General features: G+C 72.5%; 15 protein-coding genes. 9 read left to right on the top strand and 6 right to left on the bottom strand.

From position 1 onward, the window contains the following. On the bottom strand, window positions 1-465 hold a 465-nt coding region (locus VOI19_RS05115; RefSeq protein ID WP_323791878.1), incomplete at its 3' end, for an FAD-dependent oxidoreductase. A 118-nt stretch (window positions 466-583) separates the two neighbouring features. Between VOI19_RS05115 and VOI19_RS05110 the strand changes: the two genes are divergently transcribed. From VOI19_RS05110 to VOI19_RS05100, 3 genes are read left to right on the top strand one after another with little or no spacing between them, the layout of a single operon-like run. Next, entirely contained in the window at window positions 584-1,018 is a 435-nt protein-coding gene (locus VOI19_RS05110; RefSeq protein ID WP_323791877.1) for an SRPBCC family protein, read from the top strand. Window positions 1,019-1,050: 32 nt separating this feature from the next. Continuing rightward, window positions 1,051-1,467 (top strand): GAF domain-containing protein, encoded by a 417-nt coding sequence (locus VOI19_RS05105; RefSeq protein ID WP_323791876.1) that lies wholly within the window; start codon window positions 1,051-1,053, stop codon window positions 1,465-1,467. Between the two features lie 32 nt (window positions 1,468-1,499). Next, entirely contained in the window at window positions 1,500-2,117 is a 618-nt protein-coding gene (locus VOI19_RS05100; protein WP_323791875.1) for a class I SAM-dependent methyltransferase, read from the top strand. A 9-nt stretch (window positions 2,118-2,126) separates the two neighbouring features. On the opposite strand, the gene VOI19_RS05095 is transcribed toward VOI19_RS05100, so the two are convergent. Both VOI19_RS05095 and VOI19_RS05090 read right to left on the bottom strand, forming a co-directional pair. Further along, a complete protein-coding gene (locus tag VOI19_RS05095) occupies window positions 2,127-2,357 on the bottom strand; it encodes a CDGSH iron-sulfur domain-containing protein (RefSeq protein WP_323791874.1) in 231 nt (76 codons plus the stop codon). 8 nt (window positions 2,358-2,365) lie between these two features. Continuing rightward, entirely contained in the window at window positions 2,366-3,355 is a 990-nt protein-coding gene (locus tag VOI19_RS05090) for an iron-containing redox enzyme family protein (RefSeq protein WP_323791873.1), read from the bottom strand. Window positions 3,356-3,499: 144 nt separating this feature from the next. Between VOI19_RS05090 and VOI19_RS05085 the strand changes: the two genes are divergently transcribed. The 5 genes from VOI19_RS05085 to VOI19_RS05065 all read left to right on the top strand — a co-directional run bounded on the left by VOI19_RS05085 (window position 3,500) and on the right by VOI19_RS05065 (window position 7,797). Next, a complete protein-coding gene (locus tag VOI19_RS05085; RefSeq protein WP_323791872.1) occupies window positions 3,500-3,895 on the top strand; it encodes a hypothetical protein in 396 nt (131 codons plus the stop codon). 31 nt (window positions 3,896-3,926) lie between these two features. Continuing rightward, a complete protein-coding gene (locus tag VOI19_RS05080; protein WP_323791871.1) occupies window positions 3,927-4,481 on the top strand; it encodes a shikimate kinase in 555 nt (184 codons plus the stop codon). A gap of 138 nt (window positions 4,482-4,619) precedes the next feature. Beyond that, complete coding sequence (gene ppc / locus VOI19_RS05075; protein ID WP_323791870.1) at window positions 4,620-7,472, top strand: phosphoenolpyruvate carboxylase; 2,853 nt, start codon at window positions 4,620-4,622, stop codon at window positions 7,470-7,472. 53 nt (window positions 7,473-7,525) lie between these two features. Continuing rightward, entirely contained in the window at window positions 7,526-7,654 is a 129-nt protein-coding gene (locus tag VOI19_RS05070) for a hypothetical protein (RefSeq protein ID WP_323791869.1), read from the top strand. Beyond that, window positions 7,651-7,797, top strand: a complete 147-nt coding sequence (locus VOI19_RS05065) for a hypothetical protein (RefSeq protein WP_323791868.1) — start codon at window positions 7,651-7,653, stop codon at window positions 7,795-7,797. The genes VOI19_RS05070 and VOI19_RS05065 overlap by 4 nt, the downstream gene beginning before the upstream one ends. Window positions 7,798-7,801: 4 nt before the next feature. Here VOI19_RS05065 and malQ read toward each other — a convergent pair whose 3' ends face one another. Both malQ and VOI19_RS05055 read right to left on the bottom strand, forming a co-directional pair. Further along, on the bottom strand, window positions 7,802-9,628 hold the full coding sequence (gene malQ, locus VOI19_RS05060) for a 4-alpha-glucanotransferase (RefSeq protein ID WP_323791867.1): 1,827 nt from the start codon (window positions 9,626-9,628) through the stop codon (window positions 7,802-7,804). Window positions 9,629-9,665: 37 nt separating this feature from the next. After that, window positions 9,666-10,322, bottom strand: coding sequence for an NAD(P)H-binding protein (locus VOI19_RS05055; protein ID WP_323791866.1), 657 nt, complete (start codon window positions 10,320-10,322; stop codon window positions 9,666-9,668). Between the two features lie 129 nt (window positions 10,323-10,451). Between VOI19_RS05055 and VOI19_RS05050 the strand changes: the two genes are divergently transcribed. Then, window positions 10,452-11,618 carry a phosphotransferase gene (locus VOI19_RS05050; RefSeq protein WP_323791865.1) on the top strand — a complete coding sequence of 389 codons (1,167 nt, stop codon included), beginning with the start codon at window positions 10,452-10,454 and terminating at the stop codon, window positions 11,616-11,618. Here VOI19_RS05050 and VOI19_RS05045 read toward each other — a convergent pair. Continuing rightward, the coding region (locus VOI19_RS05045; protein ID WP_323791864.1) for a hypothetical protein at window positions 11,615-11,799 on the bottom strand (185 nt) is incomplete at its 5' end. The genes VOI19_RS05050 and VOI19_RS05045 overlap by 4 nt on opposite strands.

Raw genomic sequence — 11,799 nt, 5'->3', positions numbered from 1 at the left:
CTCGTCGGTCCAGGTAGCCGGGAGCCCGGCCGCGACGGCGTGCTTCAGCTCGGCGCGGGCCGCACGCTCGCCCGAGGCGGTGGTGGCGTAGGTGAAGGCGGGACGACGCTGCACGTCGACACCGCGCGAGTGGCAGAAGCCCGTGGCCCAGGCCTGGGCCTCGAGGTTGGCCGCCACGTAGTCGCGCAGCAGCGATCCGGGGTGGTGGCGGGAGACCTGAGTGAGCTGGGTGCCCTGGAGCAGGCTCAGCTTGGCCGTGGAGCGACCGGTCGTTCTCTCGCCGATGCGCTGGGCATCGACGACGAGCACGCGCAGTCCCGTGCGTCCGAGGAGGACGGCGGTGGTGAGGCCGGTGATGCCCGCACCGACGATCACCGCGTCCCAGGAGCCGGTGACCTCGGGGCCGATGGCCTCCACCGTGGGCACGTCGCCGGTGCGGTCGTGCCAGAGTGAACGGAGCGTCATCGTCAGGGGAGTCCTCAGGTGGTGGGCAACGAGCTCCACGCTCCCTCAGCGGCTGACGGTGTGGCGCCACCCGGCGGGGTGGCGTCGGGACTCGGGGTGCCTTGGCAGCATCGGAGGCATGAGTACGAGACACCGCATCGTCAACGCGACTCCCCAGCAGGTCTGGGACGTCCTGGCCGACGGCTGGTTGTATCCACTCTTCGTGGTCGGGGCGTCCCGGATGCGCGAGGTGGATGACGGCTGGCCCACCCCGGGAAGCCGGTTGCACCACTCGGTCGGCGTGTGGCCGATGCTGATCAACGACACCACCGAGGTGCTCGAGTGCGCGCCGCCCGCCTACCTCAAGCTGAAGGCGCGGGGTTGGCCGGCCGGGGAGGCGCACGTGGAGCTGCGGGTCGAGGCGGAGGGCGCCGGCGCGCGGATCAGCATCACCGAGGACGTGGTCAGCGGGCCCGGACGCCTGATGCCCAAACCGCTGCGCGACCCGCAGATCGCCTGGCGAAACGGCGAGACACTTCAACGCCTGGCCTACCTCGCCGAACGGCGCGAGTGAGCGACGCGGGTCCCGGGCACTACCGGGCGCCGATGTGGTCGCGCCTCGACGAGGTCGACCGCGCCGCCGCGGTCGCGTGGGCGCTCGAGCACGACGTCTGCGGAGTAGGGGGCCGGCTGGAGGCGCCACCACGTGACCTCGAGGACGCCGTGAACCAGGTCGCCTGCGCCTGGGACGGCCGGGTCGCGGCCCGGCTGCGACGGTTCGCGGAGGTCGAGGACGGCGCCCACGTCTGGACGCGGGACGCGGGCGGGCTCTTCCACGAGGGAGTGCTCCGCGGCGCCTGGTCGTACGACGGCTCGCGGGCGGCGTACGCCGTGGACCTCACGCACGTGCGCCCCTGCACCTGGAGCGACACTCCGGTGGACCCTCCGCCGGCCGTGCTCGAGACCTTCGCCCGAGGCGGGCGCAACTTCCAGAGGATCCGCTCCCACCCGGAGAGGGGATGACCGATCAGGCCGCCGCCCGACAGGCTCCTCGCATGAGCCCGACCATCGCCTTCGGCGACCTGGAGATCACCCACGACGACCGCGTGCTCGAGCCGAGGCCGTGGACGGCGATCCAGTCCCGCTGGGCTGCCGAGCTGCTGGGTCCTGGGGCGAGCGACCGCCGGGTGCTCGAGCTCTGTGCCGGTGCGGGTCACATCGGGCTCCTCGCCGCCTCGCTCTCGGGGGCCTCGCTGGTGTCTGTCGACCTGAACCCGGTGGCCTGCGACTTCGCTCGCGCCAATGCCGAGCGAGCGGGCCTCGCTGATCGAGTGGAGGTGCGGTGCGTCGCCCTCGAGGACGCTCACACCGACGGGGACGCCCCCTTCGACCTCGTCATCGCCGACCCTCCCTGGGTGCCGCGCGACGACATCGGCCGCTTCCCCGAGGACCCGGAGCTCGCGATCGACGGTGGTCCGGACGGCCTCGACGTCGCCCGGGCGTGCCTGCGGCACGCGCGAGCAGCGGTCGTCGAGGAGGCAGCGATGCTGCTCCAGCTCGGTGACGCCGACCAGGCACAGCGTTTGGCATCGGAGGCGGCTGGGATGGGGTGGCGTGGCCTGGAGCTGCGTCAGGGCGAGCGCGGCGTCGTCCTCCTGCTGGAGGCCTGCTGAAGCACGCGCTCAGTCGACCGGGTTGATCCCGCGCTGGGTGAGCACCTTGTGGGTGCCGTCGCACCACGGGCGCAGCGCGCTGGCCCCGCAGCGGCAGACCGCGGAGACCGGGCGGTGGGTGTCGTGCCACGAGCCGTCGTCGCCCTGCACTCGGGCAGCGCCGCGCACCAGGACCGGACCGCCGGGGCACTCGTGGAGGCGGGGCTCGGCGTCGCCGGCGGCAACGATCGCGGGAGACACCCCCGCACTCACGCGGCGTCCCAGCGCTGGAGGAGGTCGCGCGCCGTACGTGCCTCGAGCTCCAGACAGGCCCAGGCGCCGAAGACGACGTCCGCACGCAGGTGGGATTCCTCGCGCACCAGCGTCTCGCAGACGTCGCGCAACGCCAGCTGCTCGTGCACCGCGTCGGCCTCCACGTGCTCGTCGTAGTAGGCGGCGAGCTCTTCAGGAAGGTCGAGGCGGCGCAACGCCCGCGCGAGGGTGCGCGAGGGCAGCGAGCTGGTGGCCTCAAAGACAGCGAGGTGGCCCAGCGCGGCGCCCCGGAGTCGCCGGTGCAGCCCGAAGAGCGAGAGCGCGTTGTTCTGCTCGAGGATCGGCAGCCGCGCCTCGTCGAGGTAGTGCCCGTAGTCGGCGCTGAGGCCCGTGGCGGCGAGTCCGCGGGCGAAGAGGTCCTGGTGCACCCGGTCGCGATGGCCGGCGCCGTATTCGTCGAACTGGATCTCCATCAGGGCGGCCTTGGCCGGACCGGCGAGGCGGGGCACGACCCAGGCCGTCGGGTCGGCCTCCTTGAGGTGGTAGACCGAGCGCTGACGGAGGAACTCGGAGGCGCGCTCGGGCGTTCCCTCGCGGAGCAGGTGCTGAGCGAGCGAGGGGGAGTCGTCGCTCTCGATCAGGTCGTGCAGGAGGTCGACGAGCCCGTCGCTGCCGGCCTGCTCGTCGTGCACGACCTCCGTGAGCCCGTGCTGGTCGAGGTGGGTCTCGAAGTCGGCCCGCAGCCGTGACTCCAGCTCCTGCTCGAGGCGCTGGCGCATCGAGGACAGGGCCGGCGCCCACTCCCAGCGCTCGTCGACGTCGTCGAAGCCGCGGTAGTGCAGCTCGTGGAGGATCCACAGCGTCAGGGCGTCGTCGGTCGCGTCGTGCTCGGCGGTGCGGCAGAGGTGGACGTGCGACCGCGGCGGGTGGGCGAGCGCGGTCACCAGGCGCTCGCTCAACGGCCCGCGTGGGGTGGGTAGCAACATGTGATCTCCGAGTGGTCTCCGATCGCGGACCGGAGGGCCGCGGTGTCGGTGCTCCTGAGCATGACCCGAGCGTGGCGAAGCCACCAACCCCCTCACGGGTGACTGTGTGACCGCGCCAGGAGGTGCGCCTGGGAGGATCACGCGGTGAACCTTCTCTCCGACATCACCACGAGCCTGCTCCGCGCGCCCGCGGGCGTCCTGGTGTGGATGAGCCTCGGGCTGCTCCCTGCCAACGTCGCCTCGCTGTTCTTCCTCGACCAGCCGTACGGCGTCCTGGTCGCGGTCCTCGCGATCGGCGGGCTGCTGCCCAACCTGGTGATCATGGCGCGCTACCGCGGGTTCACGAGCGTGATGGGGGTGCCGCACACGCTGGCCTGGATCCCGCTCGTGGTCCTCGCCCTCGTCGTGCTGCTCTCGGCGGACGTGAGCACGTCGTACGCGGTCTTCCTCGTGGTGCTGGTCGCCGTCGACGGCATCTCGCTCTGCTTCGACGTGCCCGACACCCTCCGCTGGCGTCGCGGCGAGCAGACGACCTACTGAAGTTGAGCCCCGGTCCTGGCACAGTGGTCGGATGACGACGAGTGAGCAGGTCACGTCCGGGAACGTCTGGTTGATCGGCCCGATGGCGTCGGGGAAGTCGACGCTCGGCCGAGCCCTCGCCGGGCGCCTGGGCTGGGAGTACGTCGACAACGACGCGACCGTCGCCGAGCTCGCCGGCACCAGCACCCTCGAGCTCTCCGAGCAGGGGGCCGACGTGCTGCACGACTGGGAGTCGCGCTACGTGCACCACCTCGTCGACCGCTCCGGCTCATTCGTCGCCGGCGTCGCGGCGAGCAGCGCCGACCGCCCCGAGGACCTGCGGATCCTCGCCGGTGCCGGACTGCTGGTCGTGCTCGACGTCGACCTCGACGTGCTCGTCGAGCGGGTGCACAGCGACCCGCCGAGGCCCTTCATGTCCGGCGACGTCCGTGGTGACCTGAGCGCGCGGATCGCGCGCCGTACGCCCGCGCTGCGCGAGCACGCCGGCCTGGTGGTCGACGGTGCCCGATCGGTCGACGAGCTCGTCGACGAGGTCGTGCGCGTGCTGGCGGGCAAGCCCGAGGTCGCGTCCGACTCCAGGGAGTGACCCGGAAGCGACCCCGGGCTTCCGTCACGAGCGTGGGCCACCCCGGACAAGGACGCCAGCCCTGCACGGTGCTTTCACAGCGAAATCACACTGCGGGCGCGCCACACGGACGAAACGCGGATGTTGGACACTTCGCCCATGGCACTCAACTCCGTCCAGACCACCGAGCAGATGATCGAGGCCGACCGCCGCGCCCCGGACGTCGTCCAGTTCGGCGGCGGCGTGTCCACCGACGAGCAGCACGCCGCCCTGCGCGCCTCGGTGCGCCAGCTCGGCACGCTGCTCGGCGAGGCGCTCACCCGCCACGAAGGACCTGAGCTGCTCGAGCTCGTCGAGCAGGTGCGCGCCCTGAGCCGTGACCCCGACGACGCCGCCCTGCACGACCTGCTCTCGGGCGTCGACGCCTCGACGGCGATCGTGCTCGCGCGCGCGTTCACGGCGTACTTCCAGCTGGTCAACGTCACCGAGCAGCTGCACCGCTGGCAGGAGCTGACGTCGCGTCCCGAGGGTCCCCTGGCCGCGACGACCCGTCGTATCGGCGAGGCCCTCGAGGCGGGCAGCATCGACCGTGACCTGATCACCGACGTGCTCGGCCGCCTGGAGTACCGGCCGGTCTTCACCGCCCACCCGACCGAGGCGACCAGGCGCTCGGTGCTCGGACTGCTCCGCAAGATCGCCGCCGTCACCTACCAGGCCGAGGACCCTCGCGGTCGTACGTCGGACCGCGACGGCAGCGAGCGCCGCCTGGCCGAGCTCGTCGACCTGCTCTGGCAGACCGACGAGCTGCGCCTCGACCGCCCCGAGCCCGCCGACGAGGCGCGCACGGCCGTCTACTACCTCCAGACCCTCGCCGAACGGGTCGTGCCCGACCTGCTCGCCGACCTCGACCGAAGCCTCGCCTCGCTCGGCGTCGAGCTGCCTCAGGGGGCTCGGCCGCTGCGCTTCGGCAGCTGGGCAGGCGGCGACCGCGACGGCAACCCCAACGTCACGCCGGCCGTGACGCTCGAGGTGCTCGGGCTCCAGCACGACTTCGGCCTGCGCGAGCTGGTGCGCGGGGTCGAGGAGCTGCTCCAGGAGCTCTCGTCGTCGTCGCGGATGATCGACGTCTCCGACGCGCTGGCGGCGAGCCTGGAGGCCGACCGCGAGGCGCTCCCGATCACGTACTCGACGATCAAGCGACTCAACGCCGAGGAGCCCTACCGGCTCAAGCTCAGCTATGTGCGCGTGCGTCTGCTGCGCACCCGCGACCGACTCGCCCACCACACGCCGCACGAGCCCGGACGTGACTACGAGGACCTCGGCGGGCTGCTCGCCGACCTCGCCCTCGTGCGTGACTCGCTCATCGGCAGCGGCGATCGGCTCACCGCCGACGGCGCGCTGCTGCGCCTCATCCGCACCGCGACGGCGATGGGGCTCGGCCTCGCCACGCTCGACGTGCGCGAGCACAGCGGCAAGCACCACGAGGCGCTCGGCGCCCTCTACGACCGCCTCGGCGAGCTCGAGACGCCGTACGGCGAGCTGGACCGGACGGCGCGCATCGCGCTGCTGGGGCGCGAGATGGCCGCTGCCCGGCCGCTCACGGGTGCTGGGCTCGCCGAGTCCGCCGTGCTCGACGGCACCGCGCAGGCCGTCATCGACCTGCTCACCACGATCCGCTCCGCGCTCGACACCTTCGGCTCGGACGTCGTGGAGACCTACATCGTCTCGATGACCCACGACGTCGACGACCTCTTCGCCGTCGTCGTGCTCGCACGCGAGGTGGGGCTGGTCGACCTCGGCAGCAACACCCGCCCGGCGACCTCGCGCATCGGGTTCGCGCCGCTCTTCGAGACCGTCGCCGAGCTCGAGGCCGCCGGGCCGCTGCTCGAGGCGCTGCTCAGCGAGCCGTCGTACCGTCGCGTGGTCGCCGCTCGCGGCGACGTGCAGGAGATCATGCTCGGCTACTCCGACTCCTCCAAGGACGCCGGCATCGCGGCGTCGCAGTGGCAGATCCACCGCGCCCAGCGCGCCCTGCGTGACATCGCCCGCACCCACGGCGTGACCCTGCGGCTCTTCCACGGCCGCGGCGGCTCGGTCGGTCGCGGTGGCGGCCCGACGGGCGAGGCGATCATGTCGCAGCCCTACGGCAGCCTCGACGGTCCGATCAAGATCACCGAGCAGGGCGAGGTCATCTCCGACAAGTACACCTTGGCCCAGCTCGGTCGGGAGAACCTCGAGCAGGCGCTCGCCTCCGTGCTCGAGGCGTCGGTGCTGCACCGCACCTCGCTGCTGCCCCAGGACGTGCTCGACGGCTGGAACTCCACGATGGACCAAGTCGCCGGCTCCGGGCAGGAGACCTACCGGGCCCTCGTGCGCGACCCGGCGCTGGTGCCCTTCTTCGTCTCCGCGACACCGGTCGACGAGCTCGGCAAGATGAACATCGGCTCGCGCCCCGCCAAGCGACCCGGCGGTCCGGGTGGTCTCGACGACCTGCGCGCGATCCCGTGGGTCTTCGGGTGGACGCAGTCGCGGATGATCCTGCCCGGTTGGTATGGCGTGGGCAGCGGTCTGGCCGCCGCCCGCGAGGCCGGGCGGGGCGACACGCTTCGCGAGATGTACGGCTCGTGGAACTTCTTCCGCACCTTCCTGTCCAACGTCGAGATGACGCTCGCCAAGACCGACCTCGAGATCGCGGCGCGCTACGTGCGCACGCTGGTGCCGGCCGACGAGCCGGCCGCGGCCGGACTCTTCGACACGATCCGCGCCGAGCACGCGCGCACCATCGAGGAGGTGCTGTGGGTGACCGGTCAGGACGAGCTGCTTGCCGGGGCGCCGACCCTGCGCTCGACACTGGCGATCCGCGACGCCTACCTCGAGCCGTTGCACGCCCTGCAGGTCTCGTTGCTCGCCCGCACCCGGGCGCTGCCCGAGGACGAGCCCGACCTCGACCTCCAGCGGGCGCTGCTCCTCACGATCAACGGCATCGCGGCGGGACTGCGCAACACCGGCTGACGTTCACCTCCACGGGGGTGACCTTCGGGGCCTCGGTGGGACAAGGTCGAGGGATGACCCAGAAGCCGCACGAGTACACCGATCCCAACGAGGGCCCGGACGTCGTCCCGAGCCTCGACCCCGACCAGCCGTCGGCCGACCCGCAGACCCAGCCGGCCCCCGCGCCGGAGGCTCCGCGATGAGCAGCCAGCAGCCGGAGGGCGCCCCGGAGGTCGACGAGGACGTCGAGTCGGACCCGGCCAAGGACGCCGACACCGGCTCGGAGTGGGCCGACGAGGGTGGGGCGGTCCCCGACGGTCCGGCCACCGACCCCGAGGCCGGCTGACCCGTCAGGTCGTCTGGGTCACGGCGCGCACGATCGCGCGCGGTGAGTCCAGGTCACCCAGCGCGTCGACGTCGACCGCGAGCGGCACGCACCAGTTGTCGCGCTGGTCCGCCGTCGTGCCCGGCACGTTGGGACGGCGCTCCTCGAGCACCGCGTCCTCCAGCGAGAGCGCGAGCAGCAGGCTCGACGCCGTACCGAGCCGGGCGTACGCCGCCGGCACCACGTCGGCGACCTCATCGCCCTTCGCGACTCCCGATCGCTCGAGGCGCTCCAGCAGCTCGGCACGACCCGCCCGGACGTCGGGCTCGTTCATGTCGGAGCTCTCCAGGACGTCCTCGACGTCGGAGCCGCTCCAGAGCCCGGCGATCGTCGGCAGGTCGTGGGTGGTGATGGTCGCGAGCGACAGCTCGGGCCAGGTCGAGGGTTCGTCGTCCTCGAACCACAGCACGCGATAGCTCAGGATGTTGCGCTCCGACAGCGCCTCGGTGACGCCGTCCTCGACGGTGCCGAGGTCCTCGCCGATGACCACGGCCTGCGCACGGTGCGACTCGAGACAGACGATGTCGAGCAGGTCGTCGGCCGGGTAGCGCACGTAGCAGCCGGCGGTCGCCACCTCGCCGTTCGGGATCCACCAGAGGCGGAAGAGCCCCATCACGTGGTCGATGCGGATGCCGCCGGCCCCCGCGATGGTCGCGCGCACCGACTCGATGAACGGCTCGTAGTCGGCCTCGCGCAGGCGCCACGGCGTCAGTGGCGGCGAGCCCCAGTCCTGCCCCGAGCTGTTGAGGGCGTCGGGCGGGCACCCGACGGTGATGCCGTCGGCCAGCACGCCCTGCCAGGCCCAGGCGTCCGCGCCGCCCCCGGACACCCCGATCGGGAGGTCCTGGATGACGGTCAGGTCGCCGGTCGCCTCGCGCAGCTGCTCGGCGAGCTGCCACTGGAGCCAGGCGTGGAAGGCGATGTCGTCGGCGCGCTCGACCACCAGCCGTCGTACGGCGGGACCGTGCGGGTCGCGGAGATCGCTCGGCCAGGCGTGCCAGTCGGCGCCGTGCTCCTCCGCGAGCACCGCCCAGGCGGCGTACTCCTCGAGCGCGTCGCCCTGCTCTGCCCGCCAAGCAGCGAGGTCGGGGTCGTCTTCGGCAGCGGTGTCGTCGAAGGCACGGCGCAGCACGTCGCGCTTGTGGAGCCAGGCGGCGTCACGGTCGATGGTCCGCGCTGTCGGTGCCGGCTCGTGGTCGCCGGTGGCGAGCACGGCCGCGGCCCCGGGCACGTCGTCGAGGCGCAGGTAGAGCGGGTTGCGGAAGCGGCGCGTGGCCGGCAGGTAGGGGCTCGACTCCTGCGGCAGCACCGGCGCCGTCGCGTGCAACGGGTTGACGAGCAGGAAGCCCCCGCCTGCCTGCTCGGTCCACTCGCGCAGCGTGCGCAGGTCGGCGAGGTCGCCGATCCCGCGACTGCTCGTCGACAGGGCGGCATAGAGCTGCACCGACCAGCCCCAGGTCTGGGCCGACGGCAGCCAGCACTCACCCGGCGACACGATGAGGCGCCGGGTGACGCCGCCGTCGGTGTGCAGCGAGTGGTAGCCGAAGGGGAAGTCGTCGGGCAGGACGTCGTCCAGACGGCGCTCGGTGCCGTCCTCGCACACGACGTTCCCCACCAGACCGGTGGCGCGGCCCGGTCGGGTGACCACCGGGGCCCGCTCGTCGAGGTCGGACGGCGGGCTCCCGATCGCCTCGCGCATCAGCCGGACCGTCGCCTCCGGCACCCGTTGCGGGGCGTCGTCGGCATCGATCCAGTCGCGTTGGATGCCCCAGGCGTCCACAGAGTCGGTCATGGGACCAGTATCGGCGACAGCCTCTCGGCTGCTGGTGTCAGCGGTCGACACCGAGCACGTCGGCGACCTGCTGGTGGCCGTCGTTGAAGTGCAGCGTGAGGTGCTTGGTCGCCTGCGGCTGGCTGACGACGGCCGCGATCACGTCGGCCACCGTCGCGCGGGAGACCTGAGAGGCCTCCACGCCCTCGCCGGTCTCGATGCCGCCGGTGCCGTCCTCGTCGGTGAGTGCGCTCGGCCGGAGGATCGCCCAGTCGAGGTCGCTGCCGGCGAGGTGGGCGTCGGCCTCGGTCTTGGCCTCGGCGTAGGCGTAGAAGTCGTTGTCCGGGGGGACGCCGTGGTCGGGTCCGGCGCCGAAGTAGGACACCATCACGAAGCGCGAGGCGTTGCTGCGCGACGCGGCGTCGATCGTGCGGATCGCGGCGTCGCGGTCGACGGAGTAGGTGCGCTCGGGGCTCCCGCCGCCGGCTCCGGCCGACCACACGACCACGTCGTGGCCGTCGACCACGTCGACGAGCGCGTCGACGTCCAAGCTCTCGACGTCGGCTACGACGGGCTCGGTGCCGTCGGCGCGCAGGTCGTCGGACTGCTCCGACGTGCGGATCACGCCGGCGACGTCATGCCCGGCGGCGGTGAGGCGGGTGGCGGCGAGCCGGGCGATCTTGCCGTGCGCGCCGATGATCAGGACCTTCGACATCGATGTCTCCTGAGGGTAGAAGCCGGTCGACCGAGGGGTCGACCCGTGTGTCGGACAGAACACATGCGGAGGTCGGAGTGTTCCCCACAATGCTGTGAACACCCCCCGGGGTTCGCTTACTCTTGACACGTGTCGCATTCCTCGGTCGCCGACCGCTCGTGGGTGGACCTCGTCGACGTCCCCGCGTCCGCGCGGGTCCTGCTGGTCGACGGTGCCCGTGGAGGAGCGGCCGAGGCCCTGCGTGGCCGCGCCGCCGACGTGACCGTGGTCGCAGCGGCAGGAGCAGGCACGTTGCCGCCCGACGTGGGCTGGGACCTCGTCTGCCTCGACCGCGCCGAGGTCCGCTCGCTGACGCCCGGGTTCTGGCAGGCGGTGCGGGAGTCCGGGGCTCTCGTCGTGGTCGTCGGTGACACCGCGACCAGCCCGATCCGCGTCCTCGACCGCCTGACCCGACGTGACGTGACCCCGCGGGGGGCTCGAGCAGCACGCGGTCGCGCACGGGTGCGACGTGAGCTGGCCGGCACGGGGCTCCCGGTGCGTCAGGCGTTCGGCCTGATCCGATCGGCCGACGCCCCGGCCGTCGCCTTCGACGCGCTCGCTCCCTCGAGCCTGCCGGCCGTGCTCGGTGCGACCCGTGGCCACGTGGGCGGCTGGCGGGCGGCCGCGCTGTCGGCCGCGTCACGGCTGCCTGCCGAGCGGGCGCTGCGGGTGTGTCCGGGCTGGCTCGTCGTGGCGGGCGGCACCGGCGAGCTCGACCCCCACCGGGTGGTGGGCAAGGTCAGCAACCGCGACAGTGAGGAGATCAAGCTGCTGCGGGGCGACCCGGTCACCAGCATCGAGCGGCGCCACCTCGTGGGCCGCACCGGAGGTGAGGTCAGCGCGCTGCGCGAGCTCGAGGCCGTCGGGTTCGACCGATCGCCGCGGGTGGTGGCCGAGCCGACGCCGTACGAGAGCCGCTGCACCTACATGTCGGGCTCCACCCTGTCGCTCGAACGGCTCCGCGACGACGAGCTGGTCGCGTGGGTGGGCCGGGCCGCGGCGGTGCTGGGCGAGATCCAGGAGCGCACGCGCCACGACGACGGGACCGTTCTGATCCATGGTGACTACTGGCTCGGCAACCTGCTGATCAGCGGGGACGACGTCACCGGCGTCGTCGACTGGACCGAGGCCGCACGCGGCTCCGACGCGGTGGACCGCGAGTTCCTCGTCAGCAGCCTCGATCGGTACGTCACGACCGACGCCCTGCGAGGTCGGCTCGAGCGTGCCCGCGACTCCGCCCTGACGTCGGCGAGCTAGCCGCGGAGTCGCTCACGCAGCCGGCTGATGGCCTGCAGCGTGCCGAGCGCCGTGCGTGACCCGGCCCGCACCTCGAGCGTGGCGTAGGTGCGGTCGGCCCACAGCTGCTTGTAGAACGAGTCGCCGAGAAGCAGGTCGAGCTCGGTGTAGCCGCGGGCTGCGGCCCAGTCGAAGCCCTCGC

It is taken from the genome of Nocardioides sp. (assembly GCF_034670285.1).
Lineage (GTDB): Bacteria > Actinomycetota > Actinomycetes > Propionibacteriales > Nocardioidaceae > Nocardioides.
Note: the sequence above shows the minus strand (reverse complement) of the source record. Positions and strands in the feature narration are given on the sequence as shown.